Genomic DNA, 14,356 nt, shown 5'->3' on the forward strand with positions numbered 1-14,356 from the left:
AGGCGTTCTCGGCCAGGATGCGGAGTAGACGAATGAGAGTTCAGGCGATTTTCAATCGGGATGGCGGAACGTTTCGGACCACCGACATGGAGGCCTATGCCCGCCATGCGGAAGAAGTTTTCGCCGCGGCGGGGCACCATCTCGACTGTGACATCGTCGAAAGCTCCGATATCGAGATGGTGCTGCGCCGCTGTGCGGAGCGTACCGATCTGGACGCGATGCTGGCCGGTGGCGGCGACGGCACCATTTCGGCGGCGGCCGGGCTTGCCTGGCAGAGCGGCATGCCGCTCGGCATCATCCCGGCCGGCACGATGAACCTCTTTGCCCGCTCTCTGAAGATTCCCCTCGATATCTGGCAGGCGATCGATGCGCTGGCGGACGGCGATATCTCCGCCGCCGACATCGGCACGGCGGACGACCGGCCCTTCGTGCACCAGTTTTCCGCAGGCCTCCACGCCCGCATGGTGCGCCTGCGCAATGCCATGACCTACCGGTCGCGCATGGGAAAGATCGTCGCCAACACGCGCGCCGCCCTGGGCGTGATTCTCGATCCGCCGGAATTCGAGGTGGAATTCGAGGTCGATGGCGTTGCGGAAAGCCGCAAGGTCTCGGCCATCAACGTCTCCAACAACCGGTTCGGCGACAACGGCCTGCTGTATGCGGATGACCTGTCGGGCGGTCATCTCGGCTTCTACACCACCAGCCCGTTGAAGCCCGCCGGCGTGGCGCGGCTCGCCTTCGATATCCTGCGCGGCAAGCTGCGCGAGAATGCCGATGTGCGCGAGATGACCGGCCGCGAAGTCGAGTTGCATTTCCCGCGGGTCGATCGGTCGATCAACTGCGTCATCGACGGTGAGCTGTTGCCGATGGACCGCGACGTCTCGATCCGCCTGCATCCCGGCGAACTCAAGGTCATCGTGCCGAAGGTTCAGGTGGGCAACATGCCCACGACAGCGACGGCGGCGGCCTGAAAACAGGCTCGCACCCTTCGCCCCGCATATGGGGCGAAGGTGGTCGCGGGCGAAGCCGAACTGCTCAGATTCGCGGCAGATAGGTCTGGTAGTCGAAATCCGAGACCGTGCGCAGATAGGTGATGGCCTCCTTGCGCTTCGTATCGCCGTAAAGCTTCTGGTAGGCTTCGCCGAACGCGTCCTTGATGAAGGGTGAGGCCGAGAACTCTTCCACCGCGGTCAGGAAATCGTGCGTCAGGCGCGTGGCGGGCGGCGCGTCCTTGCCGGGCTCCGTCACCGGCCCCGGATCGAGTTCGTTGTCGAGCCCGAGCAGGATGCCGCCCAGGATCGCCGTCAGCAGCAGGTAGGGGTTCACGTCGGCGCCCGCTACGCGGTGTTCGACACGCGCCGCCGGGCCGTCCTTGTCGGGAATGCGGATCGCGGTGCCGCGATGGCCGAAGCCCCAGGTCAGGTCGACAGGCGCAAACGAGCCCGGCTGGAACCGGCGATAGGAGTTTGCGAACGGGGCGAAGACGAGCTGCGCGTCGCGCATCGTCTGCAGCATGCCCGCGCAGATCGACTTCAGCTTCGCCGGATCGCCGCCCTTGGCGTCGAGAATGTTCTTGCCGTCCTTGTCGATGACGCTGCAATGCACATGCAGGCCGGAGCCTGCATGCTCGGCATAGGGCTTCGCCATGCAGGTCGATTTCAGCCCGAATCGGCGTGCGGCCTGTTCGGCGATGCGCTTGAGGTAGATGCAGTCGTCGGCGGCGGCAAGCGCGTCCGGCCGGTGCAGCAGGTTGATCTCGAACTGGCCGGGGCCGAACTCCGCCGTGGTCGCGTCCGCCGGCAGGTCCATCTCCTTCGCCCAGGCGCGTACCGTCTGGATATAGCCGTCCAGCGCATCGGTGGCGCGCATGTCGTAGAGCTGGAAGCCGTTCGGCTCGTCGCGATACATCAGGGCGGCCGGCGGGCGCGGCTTGCCGGTCTCACGCCAGTCGTCCTCGACGACGTAGAACTCGAGCTCGGTCGCAACGACCGGTGTGAGGCCGCGGTCCTCGAAGCGCTTCACCATGCGTGCAAGAATGGCGCGCGGGTCCATGAAGGAGGCCGTGCCGTCGAATTCGTGCATGGTGGCCAGCACCTGGCGCGAGCCCTCGGGCGCCCAGGGCATCGCCGTCAGCGAGCGACGGTCGGGAATGCACACGCCATCGGGGTCGCCGACCGACAGCGACAGGCCGGTGATGTCGTCGTTGTCATCGCCCCAGATGTCGAGCGACTGGGTGGAGGAGGGCAGGCGAACCGAACCATCCCAGATCTTCTTCTCGGCTTCGGGCGGAATCTGCTTGCCGCGCAGGTCGCCGTTCATGCCGACGAGAAGGATTTCGATACGGGCCTGGGAATTGGTGGGCGCGTTGGCCGGCGGCGAACCGGCAGCCTTCTTGTCGTTTGTCATGGTGCCTGCTTTTGGTTGGGCGGGAAGCACCGGCCGGAAATTTTGCTTGCGCAGCATCTCTTGCCAAATGCCTGTTACATGGGCATTTTCGTAACCCATTCTGTCCCGTCGTTCAATAAGGCGGGTTCCACCTGCAAGGATGTATTCAATGTCGCAGACCAGTGCAGCAGCCGTTTCGAACCTCGGTGCCCTCGATGCCGCCCACCATCTTCATCCGTTCTCGGACATGAAGAAACTGAACGCGGCCGGCACCCGCATCATCGAACGCGGCGAGGGCTGCTACATCTTCGACAACCACGGCAAGCGCTATCTCGACGGCTTCGCGGGCCTGTGGTGCGTGAACATCGGTTACGGCCGCAGGGAAATCGCCGATGCCGTCGTGCGGCAGATGAACGAGCTGCCCTATTACAACACCTTCTTCGGCACCACGACGCCGCCGGCCGTTCTGCTTGCGCAGAAGATCGCCTCGCATGCCGGCCCCAACATCAATCGCGTCTTCTTCACCGGCTCGGGTTCGGAGGCCAACGACACCTGGTTCCGCATGGCCCGCGTCTACTGGGGCGCGATGGGCAAGCCGACCAAGAAGGCCATCATCGCCCGCAAGAACGGCTATCACGGCTCCACCGTCGCCGGCGCCTCGCTCGGCGGCATGAAGTGGATGCACGAGCAGGGCGACCTGCCGATCGCCGGCGTGCACCATATCGACCAGCCGTTCTGGTACGGTGAGGGCGGCGATCTCACCTCCGACGAATTCGGCCTGAAGATGGCCCGCCAGCTGGAAGAAAAGATCGACGAGCTCGGCGAGGACAATGTTGCCGCCTTCGTCGCCGAACCGATCCAGGGCGCGGGCGGCGTCATCGTGCCGCCGGCCACCTACTGGCCGGAAATCGCCCGCATCTGCAAGGCGCGCAACATCCTGCTCGTCACGGACGAAGTCATCTGTGGTTTCGGCCGCACCGGCCACTGGTTCGGCCACCAGCATTTCGGCGTCGAGCCGGATCTGGCGCCCATCGCCAAGGGCCTGTCCTCCGGCTACCTGCCGATCGGCGGCGTCATGGTCTCCGACCGCGTCGGCAATGTGCTGGTCGAGGAGGTCGGCGACTTCAACCACGGCTTCACCTATTCCGGCCACCCGGTCTGCGCCGCCGCGGCACTGGAAAACTTGCGCATCATCGAGGATGAGAAGCTGGTCGAGCGCGTGCACGACGATATCGGCCCCTACCTCGCCGCCGGCCTGAAGTCGCTGGAAGACCTGCCGATCGTCGGCGAAGTCCAGCAGGTCGGCCTGATGGCCGCCGTCCAGCTCGCCGAGGACAAGACGACGCGCAAGCGCTTCGAGGACAAGGAAAAGGCCGGGGTCACCGTGCGCAACCATTGCCTGGAAAACGGCCTGGTGCTGCGCGCCACCGGCGACCGCATGCTCTTCTCCCCGCCGCTCGTCATCACCCATGCGGAAGTCGACCAGATGATCGACATCACCCGCAAGGGCCTGGAGCACGCCTGGACGGTGATGAAGGGCTGAGGTCAGGCCTGAAGCGAAAGGATTTCCGCTTCCACGACACGGCTTTGCGGCGCATGGCCGGGGCATTGGCTCCGGTCATCGGCGCTTCCCGGATGCACCATCATCAATGTGTCGGCGGCGCGTGCGCTCAGGAGCCTGGGCAACCATCGCGCGACGGCGTCCGGCCTGTCGAGCGGCAGGAAGCCGGAAAAATCGCTGTTCGTCTCCCAGCCCGCCCTGCGGAACGTCCTTGCCGCGAGATGTGCGAGGATCATGACCAGGACGGTCTTTGGCCCGCCTGCGCGCATGTTGAGCATGCGGCCGGCCCACGTCCGGGGCAGCGGCACACGCATCCACACGCGATCTTCCCGGGGCAGCGTTGCCGCAATCCGGTCGAGACCGGGAAAACAATGGCAGTGCTGATGGCCGTCATAATAGTCAGGCAGAAAGCCGAAGGTGGCGTGGAACGTCTCCGCTTGTCTGTGAAAGGCGCCTTGCGCCTGTTGCGGCAACCGGCCGGTGAGGCAGAGCCGCAGCAGATCGCCGACTGGCCGGTGAAAATGACGGCCTGAAAAGTCGTGCGTGAGGTTGAGATGCAGCCCGATGGCCGCGCCGCGCTCCCGCAGCTGGCGCAGCCGCTCGATATCCAGCGGATCGATGTCGCCGTCGACCATCACGGATGTGCCGTCGATCTTTCCTCGTTCGAGAAGGTCGAGGATCACTCTGTCATGGTCCCGGCCGAGGCCGAAGTCGTCTGCAATCAGCATGCGCACCTGCCCTGGCCGTCATCTCGGCCAGACATACACCACCGGCATCTGAAATGGCAGCTTGCGGGGAAAGCGAATGCCCGAGCGTGCGATCGTGAACGTGACCTCTTCCGATTGCAGTCCGTGAAGCGACGCCCAGGCCTTGGCTTCCCGTATGCAGTCCGACGCGTCGGAGCCCTCCACCTCACCGGGGCAGGCGATGATGCCGGCCTCGTTCCTCCAGTTCGCGCGCTCCGGATAGTAGGATGGCAGCGCATCGGGCGGCGTCGGCAGTGCTTCTATCGGCGTCGGCGAGAAGAATGCGATCATCGCAGCGAGATTGCCGCTTGAGACCCAGGAAAGCGGCATGTCGTGGCGCGTGTTCCAATGGTCGACGGCCGCCACCGCCTGTTCCTGTTCCGGCCGGTAGTAGTTCACGTTGTCGCTGTAGGCGTCCATCGTTGCCGCGATGACGCTGCCAACGAGCATGATCGGCCAGATGAAGCGAAAGGCTGCGATGACCTTCGGCCCGTTTTTCTGCAGAAGCTGCGGGTCGGCATTGGCGATGCCATAGAGCATGAAGGCGAAACCGATCGGGATCGCCCAGGGCGTCGACAGTTCGACAAGGCCGACGACCGCGAAGAAAAGCGTCAGCAGCCATGGCCCGAGCGCCAGCACACCGAGAAGGGCATTATCCCGCGGCAATCGCGCCAGCTGCGCGCAACGGCTGAGGAAAGAGCCCTTGACGAGGAAAAGCCCGGCCAGAATGAACGGAATGGGCCAGTAGAAGAGAGGGGCCGTGATGAATTTCGCGATGTAGTAGAGATGCTTGCCGACCGGGTCGTCTCCCGCCTGTTCGCGGGCATAGGTGATGGCATCCTGATGGGCCATCAGCCAGAGAATGTGCGGCGTGGTCACGGCAAGATAGACGGCAATAGCCACCCACGGGGTCGCTGTACGCCAGATCCGGCGCTGGTTCGAAAGGAACGTAAAGGCAAAAAGCGGCAGGATGAGAACGATGGAATAGTACTTGCTGAGCATGGAAAGCCCGGCCAGCAGGCCAAACAGCGCCGCATGAAGCATGCGCCTTTCGCTTCGTTCCGATGTCGCCTTCACGAACGCCCAGGCCGTCCAGGGCCAGATCGAAAGGCATATCGCGTTCATGTTGAGCTTGTCGGCGAGCGTCAGGTACGGGAACGCCAGCGCTCCCAGAGCCAGCGCGACAAGCACCTGGAGGTCTCCCAGACGCAGCGCACGGCCGAGCGCGAGGATACCCAGCATGGCCACGGCGAGATTGACGGCCGACAGCAGATAGATCGAGGCCACGGTCTTGGGCGCCACCAGAAACCAGATCTTGGCCATCCACGGCAGGAATTGCGGATGCTTGCTCGATCCCGCCAGCCAGTGCTGCGACCAGGCATAGACTTCGGCCATGTCGCCATAGCGATCGAGATTGGGCTTGGCGACGAGGATCATGATCCACCAGACGAAGCAGTGAATCACGACGAAGAGGGCCGGCCTGGAGGAGAAGGTCTTGAACATTCAGGATGAGATTTCTGTCTGTGCGGACGCCGCCGCGTCCGTGGCCGGCGGTGATATCACGCGCTTCTCGGCCAGGATGTAGGGGGGCCGCCGCTTCGCTTCGAGGACGGTCTTGCCGATATATTCGCCGAGCAGCCCGAGGAAGATCATCTGCATGCCGCCGAAGAAGGCCATCAGCGCCAGAACGGAGGCGATGCCGATGCTGTTGGCGGTGAAGAACAGCCGCTCCACGACGATATAGACGCCATAGACCGCGCTGACGCAGGCAATGACGAGCCCGGCCAGCGCCATCAGGCGCAGGGGTGCTGTGGTAAAGCTCGTCATGGCGTCGAACGACATCGCCATGAGCCGCGCACCATTGAAGCTCGTGGTGCCGCGCTCGCGCGGCGGTGGCGTGAGCGGCAGGCCGCGCTGGGCAAAGCCGACCCATCCGTAAAGCCCCTTCATGAAGCGCTGGCTTTCCGGCAGCAGGCGCAGCGCGTTGGCATAGCGCCGGCTGATGAGCCGGAAGTCGCCGGCGTTCTCGGTGATCGAGAAGCGCGCGCCCCGGTTCATGACCCAATAGAAGATGTGCGAGAGCGTGGCCTTGAGGACGCCTTCCGAAGCCCGGCGATGCTCCTTGTAGGTGAAGACGCTATCGACGCCCTCGGTTTTCCAGACGCGCACGAGATCGACGAGAAGTTCGGGCGGATGCTGAAGATCGGCATCCATCATGATGATCGCGTCCGCATCGGTCGCTGAATCGATGCCGGCGGAGAGGGCGGCTTCCTTGCCGAAATTGCGTGAGAATTGCAGGAGCGTTACGCCTTGCCCGGCATAATCGAGCGCACCGAGCGCATCGAAGCTCCCATCGGAACTGCCGTCATCGATGAAGACATAGTGGATCGTGTCGATCCCGAACTCATGGCGAATGCGTTCGCAAACCATGTTCAGGCGGCTGACGAGATAGGAGAGGTTCTCCGCCTCGTTGAAAACAGGAACGACGATGGACAGGCTTTGGCCGGAGGTCATTGGCGTCCTTTCATGAAGACCAGCATCGACGAGGCTGCGAAGTTGGCGACGGAAACGACCACGATGGCCACTGCCACGGCGATGAAGACGGGAAGCGCCGCGGCGATGAGCAGTTCAAGGATCACGACACGTAGCGCCAGGACGATCGCCGCGAGCATCATGAACTTGACGTAGCGCTTCAGCCAGCCCGCCCCGGATGTGCGGAAGGTGATCCTGTCGTGATAGAGGAAGACGACGGAGGCGCTGATCACCATGGAGAGGCTGAGCGCAAGGGAGGGCGGCATGTCCAGAAGACCATGCGCGCCGAGCGTCACCACATAGTCGATAATTGCGCCGACGACCGAGCCGCCACTGAAAACCAGAAAATTCCTGACGGTGGAGAAGGTTTTGTGAAAGTCGGGCATGGGCGGTAAATCGGCTGTGCGAGAGCCCGCCGAAAGGCGTTTGGCGCGCGCTGCGGATGGCAAAGCGCGCCGGGACGAGAATATCCCGACGCACTCAAGTTACCGGCTCAGTAGACCTTAAGGATCGGTCTGTCCACTGTCGTTTTTTACTGAAACGCCGTCTCGAAAAAGCTTCTCAGTTTGCGGGAATGCAGCTTTTCCGTCGGCATGCCGGCGAGTTTTTCCAGCGCGCGGATACCGATGCGCAGATGCTGGTTGACCTGGGTGCGATAGAAGGCCGTGGCCATGCCTGGCAGTTTCAGCTCTCCGTGCAGCGGTTTGTCGGAGACGCACAGAAGCGTGCCGTAAGGCACGCGGAAACGGAAGCCGTTGGCGGCGATGGTCGCCGATTCCATGTCGAGCGCGATGGCGCGGGACTGGGAGAGGCGTTTGACCGGCCCGCGCTGATCGCGCAGTTCCCAGTTCCGGTTGTCGATCGTCGCCACGGTGCCGGTGCGCATGATGCGCTTGAGGTCGTAGCCCTCGAGGCCCGTGACCTCCTCCACGGCGCCTTCCAGCGCGACCTGGATTTCCGCCAGCGCCGGGATCGGCACCCAGACGGGCAGATCGTCGTCCAGCACGTGGTCCTCGCGCACATAGGCATGCGCCAGCACATAGTCGCCCAGCGTCTGGCTGTTGCGCAGGCCCGCGCAATGGCCGAGCATCAGCCAGGCATGCGGGCGCAGCACCGCGATATGGTCGGTGATCGTCTTGGCATTGGAGGGGCCGACGCCGATATTGACCATGGTGATGCCGCCATGGCCCTTCTTCTTGATATGATAGGCCGGCATCTGCGGCAGGCGGCCGGGCGTGATGTCCGGGTCCGGCCTGTCGGAGCCCGCGTAGGTGATAATGTTGCCGGGCTCGACGAAGGCCGTATAGCCGTTGCCGCCTTCGGCCATCTGCTGGCGCGCCCATTCGCAGAATTCGTCGATATAGAACTGGTAGTTCGTGAACAGCACGAAGTTCTGGAAATGCGTGGCGCTGGTCGCCGTGTAATGGCTGAGGCGCGCAAGCGAATAGTCGATGCGCTGCGCGGTGAAGGGCGCGAGCGGCGAGGGCTCGCCGGGGCCGGGCTCATAGGCGCCGTTGGCGATCTCGTCGTCGGTGTTGGAAAGGTCGGGCGCGTCGAAGAGATCGCGCAGCGGCAGCTCGATGCCCTCGGCCACGTTCGCCTCCACATGCGCGCCTTCTCCGAACGCGAAATGCAGCGGGATCGGCGTCGTCGATTCCGAGACGATGACCCGCACGCCGTGATTGCGCATCAGAAGCCCGAGCTGTTCGATCAGATAGTGACGGAAGAGCTTCGGGCGGGTGATGGTGGTCGTGTAGACGCCGGGCGAGGCGACGTAGCCATAGGAGAGGCGCGAATCCACATGGCCGAAGCTGGTGGTCTCGATGCTGACCTGCGGATAGCAGGCGCGAAAGCGCGTCTGCGGCGTGCCGATGTTGGCCAGCGAGGCAAAGGCGTCTGTCAGGAAGCTCGTATTGCGGTCGTAGAGCGCTTCGAGTGCATCCACGGCAGCCACCGGATCGTCGAAGGACTTGGCCTCATAGGGCGCGGGTGTGGCGTAGGAAAGCGGCTTGGGCGAGAAGATTCGTTTGCTCATGAATCACTATAGGTGTTGTCTTTTGACAAGCAAACGACAACTTCGGCGCGCCCGCAAGCCTTATCGCAAGCCCTATCGCGGGGCCGCGAGAATGACGCCGGCGCCCACGAGCGCCAGTGTCGCGCCGGCAAGGTCGAAGCGATCCGGCCGCATGCCTTCGGCAAGCCACAGCCAGAGCAGCGAGGCCGCTATATAGACGCCGCCATAGGCCGCATAGGCCCGGCCCGCAAACGCGCTGTCGACCTGCGTCAGCAGCCAGCCGAACAGGGCGAGGGAAATCATGCCGGGAACGAGCCAGAGAATGGACTTGTCCAGCCGCCACCAGGCCCAGAAGGCAAAGCAGCCGGCGATTTCGGCAAGTGCGGCGGCGGAAAACAGAAGAAGGGATTTCATCCGGGCTCCGGTGAGACTTGGCAGTCTCCCCGTTTACCACGGATCAGCCGGCTGGAAAGCCGCCTGGAAAGAATGGCGTCAGCTCATCGACTGGCGCTGGAGCGTGACGAAGAGAACGAGGCCGGCGCCCTGCTTCTCGATCCCGAGCCCGCCGGCATTGCTCCAGGCGAGACCGCCGACCGGCGCGATCATCATCGCCGAGAGGGCGAAGATGCGCAGAAGCGTCGCGGCGGTGTGGGTGAGGGCGGTCATCGGGTTCGTCTTTCGGTTTGCTATCAGATAGAGGCGCGGCACATCTGCGGTGCGGAGCACGCGACGAGCTTGCCGTTGGAATTGTGGGCGTTGCGGCGGTAGTCCGTCTCGACGGCGGCAGCGAGCATGATCGCGAAAATCGCCATCAGAAGCGTGATGATCGTGAGGCGGCGAGCGAGAATGTCCATTGTCTTGTCCCTGAAGCAGAATGTTGCTGTGGTGCCTTTGTCGCATTCCGGGACTGAACGCTCCCTGAGAGGCCGGTTCATCTCCCGTTCAGAAAAGGTGTGAATGCGCCTTGAAGGAGCCCCGGGCACCCTCTACGTCTGGCCCTCTACGTCCGGAACGACACCAAGGAGAGACCGAAATGACCGCGCCGATCGAAGTCTATTACTGGCCCACGCCGAATGGCTACAAAGTCACGATCATGCTGGAGGAGCTGGGTGTTCCCTATGACGTCAGCTATATCAATATCGGCAAGGGCGAGCAGTTCGCGCCTGATTTCCTGAAGATCGCGCCCAACAACCGCATGCCGGCGATCATCGATCCGGACGGACCCGGCGGCGCGCCGATTTCGATCTTCGAGTCCGGCGCGATCCTGCAATATCTCGGCCGCAAATACGGGCAGTTCTATCCGGCGGACGAGCGCAAACGCGTCGACGTCGACCAGTGGCTGTTCTGGCAGATGGGCGGGCTTGGACCGATGGCGGGACAGGCGCATCATTTCCGCGATTACGCACCTGAGAAGATCGCCTACGGCATCGACCGCTATACCAACGAGGTGAACCGTCTCTACGGCGTGATGAACCGGCGGCTTGCCGATCGCGACTATCTGGCCGGCGATTATTCCATCGCCGATATGGCATGCGTCGGCTGGGTGCGCTCCTACGAAAAGCAGGGGCAGGATCTGAACGACTTTCCGCATCTCAAGCGGTGGTTCGAGACGGTGATGGCGCGGCCGGCCGTCGAGCGCGGCATCGCGGTCGGTCAGGAAGAGCGGGCCCGCCAGGCCAACCTTGCCGAGGACAAGGAAGCCCAGAAGATCCTGTTCGGCCAGCGCGCGCGATAATCGAGACGGCAAAGCCGGCGCTTGGCGCCGGCTTTTCGATTTTTTAGAGCCGTGTCCAGGTCTGTGACTTGCACAGAACCGCCAGCACGCAGCCCTTCATGCGCAGCGAGCTGCCACTGACCGTGCCGGAGCCGCTATAGGTCTTGTCCGTTTCCGGGTCGGTGATCGAGCCGCTGTAGTCGGTGCCGGCGCCCTTCATCTGGCCGATGCGCTTGCCGGCATGTTTTCCCGTCTTCAAGGTAATGCAGAAGCCGCCGCCGCATTTGGCGATCGCCGCGGTCGCGCCGCTTGCCGTCTTCCAGTTGCCTTCGATCGGCTCGGCGGCATTGGCGACGACGGGCATGGCGACAAGGGCTGCAATGAGCAAGGTCCTCAGTTTCATTCTCTTCCTCCTCCAGAATGAGCGCGCAGAATATCTTACGCAAACGTAAAGGTAAATATGCGTGAAACGCGAATCCCGCGCGGTGGAAAAGGGGCGGAGCGACCGTAAAATCGTGGTCCGGAAATTTGCCGCCGTTCGCTGTGGTTAGCGAAGCGTTGAAATCGTCGTTTGAACAATCGGTAAATTTTGAAGCAAATCCGCCGGATTTCAGAGGGTCCGATGTTTAACGAAAATCCAATTTTACCAAGCGTTTGGATTTTGTTCGTCTCAAATTAAGCATGCCTTTTAAGCGCATTTTGAAGGCCCCGCGGCATAGTGGAGCCATAAGACGAGCACGGGATAACCGGCCGGCAAAACTCTCGGGGAAGACCAAGGCCGCGCAGACGGCAGGCGCCACGAGAGGCCCGAAAGGGCAGGTAAAACAGGACAAAAGAACAGAAAACCAGTCAGACAGGGACTATCGAAATGGCACGCTTTGATTTTCAGAACACCGAAACGGCCGCCATGACTGGCGGTGACAACCGCGCCGAAACCTTCTGCGACATGGGCCTGATGTATGCGACGGGTCGCGGTTGCGATATCGATGTCGTCCAGGCGCACAAATGGCTCAACATCGCCGCGATCAAGGGCTGCGACCGCGCCGCCGAACTGCGTGCCGATCTTGCCGCGACAATGACGAAGACCGACCTCGCGCTCGCGCTGCGCGCCGCCCGCGAGTGGATGACGCTGCATTGAGTGAAGGCATTAGGTCTTAGGCAGTAGGCATTAGGCGATTGCGGCGAAGAAGAAACTTGAAAACCAAGCCGCCGTCGTAAAATCCTACTGCCTACTGCCTACTGCCTACTGCCTACTGCCTACTGCCTTCAGAACCAGCGGCAGGGCTTCCTCCAGCAGGGCCATGTCGCTATCCGGTCCCGTGCTGATGCGGATGCATCGGTTGAGGGGCGCGATACCGGGCATGCGGATGAACACGCCATGCTCCATCAGGCCGTCGACGATGGCCTTGGCATGCACGCCGTCGCGACCGCAGTCGATGGTGACGAAATTCGTCGCCGACGGCAGCGGCGCAAGACCGTTCTCCTCTGCAATGGCGGTGATGCGTGCGCGCGACGCCGCGATGCGGCCGATCACATCCTTCAGATACGTCTGGTCCTCGAGGGCGGCGAGCGCTGCCGCGATCGACACCCGTGCCATGCCGAAATGGTGGCGGATCTTGTCGAAGGCCTGCGCATTGCCGAGCGTGCCGATGGCATAGCCGACGCGCGCGCCCGCCAGTCCGTAGGCTTTCGAGAAGGTGCGCATGCGCAGAATGTTCGGCTGGCCGATCAGCGCGGCAATGGACGGAATGGTTCCGGCCGGCGCCGTCTCGCCATAGGCCTCGTCCAGCACAAGCAGCGTCGTTTCCGGCAAAGCCTGCGCGAAGGCGACGACGCTGTCGGCATCCCACCAGCTGCCCATCGGGTTGTCGGGATTGGCGAGGTAGACGAGCGGGGCGTTTTCCCGCCGCACCGCGTCCAGCAGGCCGTCGAGGTGCTCCCGGTCGCCCGCATAGGGCACCGTGACGAGCCGGCCGCCGTAGCCGTTTACATGATAGTTGAACGTTGGATAGCCCCCGAGCGAGGTCACGACCGGCGTGCCCGGCTCCACGATCAGCCGTGCGATGTCGCCGAGCAGGCCGTCGATGCCACTGCCGATGGCGATGTTGTCGCGCGATATGCCGTGATGAAGGGCAAGCGCCTCGCGCAGCTCGAAATTCTCCGGATCGCTGTACATCCACGTCGTCGCCGCCGCCGCGCGCATCGCCTCGATGACGGAGGGGGCCGGGCCGAAGCCGCTTTCATTGGCGCCGATGCGGGCGCGCACCGCAAGGCCGCGGGTGCGTTCTATGGTTTCGGGGCCGACGAAGGGAACGGTGGAGGGCAGTGTCTGGGCAATGGCAGTGAAGCGGGAGAATGCGGACATGAAAACGCCTGGATCGGGAAGGGACATAGTGCCGGAATCGGTTTTGCAGGCACCCTAGCCAATAATCCCCGGTCGCGAAACGGTCAGGTGATGCGCGATCCCACGCCGGCTTTTTCGACGCCCACCATGTAGCGCCGCTCCGGCACTTTCGGCTTTGCCGCGCCGCCACCGGTGAAGTAGTCGGCGCGCACGATGGTGTGCAGCAGTTCCTCGTCGATTTCCTTGATGAACTGCACGCCGATGCGCTTGTCGGTGCGATAGACCTCCGCGCAGCCGATACGCGAAGCGACACCCACGACGGAGAGATAATAGTGCAGCGGCAGGCCGATCGTCGTGGTGACGCTGAAGCTCGCGCCGCCCTGCGAGATGTCGATCAACTGGCAGCTGCGCATTTTCGGCGCGCCCAGATCGAAGCCCACGGTCATCAGCATGCCCTGCCGGTTGACGGAGTAACGCTCCCACTTGCGTTCATAAAGGCCCGCGGCGGAACGCGGATCGGCGCCAATGCTCATTGCGATACTCCCGAGGAGGACGATCATGTCCGACACAGATGGGCAGTGTCGCAGCGGAGTATTTTGTTTCGCTGAAGCAAATTTTTAAAAGTTTAATCGACGCATTTTTCCGTGCGGCCGATCAGGCGTCCTGGAGGTCGGCCGGTCGCCCCAGCACCACCTTGAGGAAATCCGCATCGAGGAACATGTTGAAGCGCACCACCATCTCGTCGCCGCCGCGCTTGAACTCGGTGCAGGGAATGCCGTCACGGATGCCCTGGATTTCCAGATAGAAGTTTTCAGGCAGCGTCAGCGTCCGGTTGATGGAGAGCACCGCACCCGCGCTGGAAATGCTGCGGATCAGGCAGGTATAGCGCAGCGCCGTGCTGAGGTGGTGGCCGATCGGTGTGATGAAGCCGGGCCTGTCCAGCCTGTACTGGACGAAACTGCGCTTGGGCTGCCGTGGATGGGCCTGTTCGTGGAGATGTTCGAGAGGCATGAAGCCCTCCCGCTTCTGTTGCCGGACTGGGATTGTACCGAAACGGGAT

The 14,356-nt window shown here is 63.0% G+C and carries 17 protein-coding genes; 4 read left to right on the forward strand and 13 right to left on the reverse strand.

What is annotated here, in order from left to right:
* The first annotated feature begins 32 nt into the window (after positions 1-32).
* Positions 33-971, forward strand: coding sequence for a diacylglycerol/lipid kinase family protein (locus tag B5M41_RS09805; RefSeq protein WP_134647498.1), 939 nt, complete (start codon positions 33-35; stop codon positions 969-971).
* A gap of 64 nt (positions 972-1,035) precedes the next feature.
* On the opposite strand, the gene B5M41_RS09810 is transcribed toward B5M41_RS09805, so the two are convergent.
* Entirely contained in the window at positions 1,036-2,406 is a 1,371-nt protein-coding gene (locus B5M41_RS09810) for a glutamine synthetase family protein (RefSeq protein ID WP_134647496.1), read from the reverse strand.
* Positions 2,407-2,554: 148 nt separating this feature from the next.
* On the opposite strand from B5M41_RS09810, the gene B5M41_RS09815 reads away from it, so the two are divergent.
* Entirely contained in the window at positions 2,555-3,928 is a 1,374-nt protein-coding gene (locus B5M41_RS09815) for an aspartate aminotransferase family protein (RefSeq protein ID WP_134647494.1), read from the forward strand.
* A 2-nt stretch (positions 3,929-3,930) separates the two neighbouring features.
* On the opposite strand, the gene B5M41_RS09820 is transcribed toward B5M41_RS09815, so the two are convergent.
* The 8 genes from B5M41_RS09820 to B5M41_RS09855 form a co-directional block, all read right to left on the reverse strand.
* Complete coding sequence (locus B5M41_RS09820) at positions 3,931-4,674, reverse strand: ChbG/HpnK family deacetylase (protein WP_134647492.1); 744 nt, start codon at positions 4,672-4,674, stop codon at positions 3,931-3,933.
* 18 nt (positions 4,675-4,692) lie between these two features.
* On the reverse strand, positions 4,693-6,195 hold the full coding sequence (locus tag B5M41_RS09825; RefSeq protein WP_134647490.1) for a glycosyltransferase family 39 protein: 1,503 nt from the start codon (positions 6,193-6,195) through the stop codon (positions 4,693-4,695).
* Positions 6,196-7,206, reverse strand: coding sequence for a glycosyltransferase family 2 protein (locus B5M41_RS09830; RefSeq protein WP_134647488.1), 1,011 nt, complete (start codon positions 7,204-7,206; stop codon positions 6,196-6,198).
* The gene (locus B5M41_RS09835; RefSeq protein WP_134647486.1) at positions 7,203-7,610 is read right to left on the reverse strand and encodes a GtrA family protein; all 408 of its coding nucleotides are present in this window, start codon (positions 7,608-7,610) and stop codon (positions 7,203-7,205) included. The genes B5M41_RS09830 and B5M41_RS09835 overlap by 4 nt, the downstream gene beginning before the upstream one ends.
* Before the next feature lie 146 nt (positions 7,611-7,756).
* Complete coding sequence (locus B5M41_RS09840; protein ID WP_134647484.1) at positions 7,757-9,259, reverse strand: AMP nucleosidase; 1,503 nt, start codon at positions 9,257-9,259, stop codon at positions 7,757-7,759.
* Positions 9,260-9,331: 72 nt separating this feature from the next.
* Complete coding sequence (locus tag B5M41_RS09845) at positions 9,332-9,652, reverse strand: YnfA family protein (protein WP_134647482.1); 321 nt, start codon at positions 9,650-9,652, stop codon at positions 9,332-9,334.
* A 78-nt stretch (positions 9,653-9,730) separates the two neighbouring features.
* The gene (locus B5M41_RS09850; protein WP_167718877.1) at positions 9,731-9,904 is read right to left on the reverse strand and encodes a hypothetical protein; all 174 of its coding nucleotides are present in this window, start codon (positions 9,902-9,904) and stop codon (positions 9,731-9,733) included.
* Positions 9,905-9,927: 23 nt separating this feature from the next.
* A complete protein-coding gene (locus tag B5M41_RS09855) occupies positions 9,928-10,092 on the reverse strand; it encodes a hypothetical protein (RefSeq protein WP_167718835.1) in 165 nt (54 codons plus the stop codon).
* Positions 10,093-10,271: 179 nt separating this feature from the next.
* Between B5M41_RS09855 and B5M41_RS09860 the strand changes: the two genes are divergently transcribed.
* Positions 10,272-10,973, forward strand: a complete 702-nt coding sequence (locus tag B5M41_RS09860; RefSeq protein WP_134647480.1) for a glutathione binding-like protein — start codon at positions 10,272-10,274, stop codon at positions 10,971-10,973.
* 43 nt (positions 10,974-11,016) lie between these two features.
* Here B5M41_RS09860 and B5M41_RS09865 read toward each other — a convergent pair whose 3' ends face one another.
* The gene (locus B5M41_RS09865; RefSeq protein WP_134647478.1) at positions 11,017-11,355 is read right to left on the reverse strand and encodes a DUF2147 domain-containing protein; all 339 of its coding nucleotides are present in this window, start codon (positions 11,353-11,355) and stop codon (positions 11,017-11,019) included.
* A 465-nt stretch (positions 11,356-11,820) separates the two neighbouring features.
* On the opposite strand from B5M41_RS09865, the gene B5M41_RS09870 reads away from it, so the two are divergent.
* Positions 11,821-12,090, forward strand: a complete 270-nt coding sequence (locus B5M41_RS09870; RefSeq protein ID WP_134647476.1) for an SEL1-like repeat protein — start codon at positions 11,821-11,823, stop codon at positions 12,088-12,090.
* Between the two features lie 105 nt (positions 12,091-12,195).
* Here the strand turns inward: B5M41_RS09870 and B5M41_RS09875 are convergent, their stop codons facing one another.
* The 3 genes from B5M41_RS09875 to B5M41_RS09885 all read right to left on the reverse strand — a co-directional run bounded on the left by B5M41_RS09875 (position 12,196) and on the right by B5M41_RS09885 (position 14,307).
* Positions 12,196-13,317 carry a pyridoxal phosphate-dependent aminotransferase gene (locus B5M41_RS09875; protein ID WP_134647474.1) on the reverse strand — a complete coding sequence of 374 codons (1,122 nt, stop codon included), beginning with the start codon at positions 13,315-13,317 and terminating at the stop codon, positions 12,196-12,198.
* 83 nt (positions 13,318-13,400) lie between these two features.
* Complete coding sequence (locus tag B5M41_RS09880) at positions 13,401-13,829, reverse strand: PilZ domain-containing protein (protein ID WP_230640038.1); 429 nt, start codon at positions 13,827-13,829, stop codon at positions 13,401-13,403.
* Positions 13,830-13,950: 121 nt separating this feature from the next.
* Complete coding sequence (locus B5M41_RS09885; protein ID WP_134647472.1) at positions 13,951-14,307, reverse strand: hypothetical protein; 357 nt, start codon at positions 14,305-14,307, stop codon at positions 13,951-13,953.
* Positions 14,308-14,356 lie beyond the last annotated feature (49 nt).

The sequence above is a fragment of the Shinella sumterensis genome (assembly GCF_004514425.2).
GTDB classification, from domain to species: domain Bacteria; phylum Pseudomonadota; class Alphaproteobacteria; order Rhizobiales; family Rhizobiaceae; genus Shinella; species Shinella sumterensis.

Bases quoted from the DNA above. Each gene is read 5' to 3' on its own strand.
- B5M41_RS09875 (WP_134647474.1), bottom strand. From the start codon at position 13,317: ATGTCCGCATTCTCCCGCTTCACTGCCATTGCCCAGACACTGCCCTCC.
- B5M41_RS09825 (WP_134647490.1), bottom strand. From the start codon at position 6,195: ATGTTCAAGACCTTCTCCTCCAGGCCGGCCCTCTTCGTCGTGATTCAC.
- B5M41_RS09815 (WP_134647494.1), top strand. From the start codon at position 2,555: ATGTCGCAGACCAGTGCAGCAGCCGTTTCGAACCTCGGTGCCCTCGAT.
- B5M41_RS09840 (WP_134647484.1), bottom strand. From the start codon at position 9,259: ATGAGCAAACGAATCTTCTCGCCCAAGCCGCTTTCCTACGCCACACCC.
- B5M41_RS09850 (WP_167718877.1), bottom strand. From the start codon at position 9,904: ATGACCGCCCTCACCCACACCGCCGCGACGCTTCTGCGCATCTTCGCC.
- B5M41_RS09820 (WP_134647492.1), bottom strand. From the start codon at position 4,674: ATGCTGATTGCAGACGACTTCGGCCTCGGCCGGGACCATGACAGAGTG.
- B5M41_RS09860 (WP_134647480.1), top strand. From the start codon at position 10,272: ATGACCGCGCCGATCGAAGTCTATTACTGGCCCACGCCGAATGGCTAC.
- B5M41_RS09865 (WP_134647478.1), bottom strand. From the start codon at position 11,355: ATGAAACTGAGGACCTTGCTCATTGCAGCCCTTGTCGCCATGCCCGTC.
- B5M41_RS09835 (WP_134647486.1), bottom strand. From the start codon at position 7,610: ATGCCCGACTTTCACAAAACCTTCTCCACCGTCAGGAATTTTCTGGTT.
- B5M41_RS09880 (WP_230640038.1), bottom strand. From the start codon at position 13,829: ATGAGCATTGGCGCCGATCCGCGTTCCGCCGCGGGCCTTTATGAACGC.
- B5M41_RS09810 (WP_134647496.1), bottom strand. From the start codon at position 2,406: ATGACAAACGACAAGAAGGCTGCCGGTTCGCCGCCGGCCAACGCGCCC.
- B5M41_RS09855 (WP_167718835.1), bottom strand. From the start codon at position 10,092: ATGGACATTCTCGCTCGCCGCCTCACGATCATCACGCTTCTGATGGCG.
- B5M41_RS09885 (WP_134647472.1), bottom strand. From the start codon at position 14,307: ATGCCTCTCGAACATCTCCACGAACAGGCCCATCCACGGCAGCCCAAG.
- B5M41_RS09830 (WP_134647488.1), bottom strand. From the start codon at position 7,206: ATGACCTCCGGCCAAAGCCTGTCCATCGTCGTTCCTGTTTTCAACGAG.
- B5M41_RS09870 (WP_134647476.1), top strand. From the start codon at position 11,821: ATGGCACGCTTTGATTTTCAGAACACCGAAACGGCCGCCATGACTGGC.
- B5M41_RS09805 (WP_134647498.1), top strand. From the start codon at position 33: ATGAGAGTTCAGGCGATTTTCAATCGGGATGGCGGAACGTTTCGGACC.
- B5M41_RS09845 (WP_134647482.1), bottom strand. From the start codon at position 9,652: ATGAAATCCCTTCTTCTGTTTTCCGCCGCCGCACTTGCCGAAATCGCC.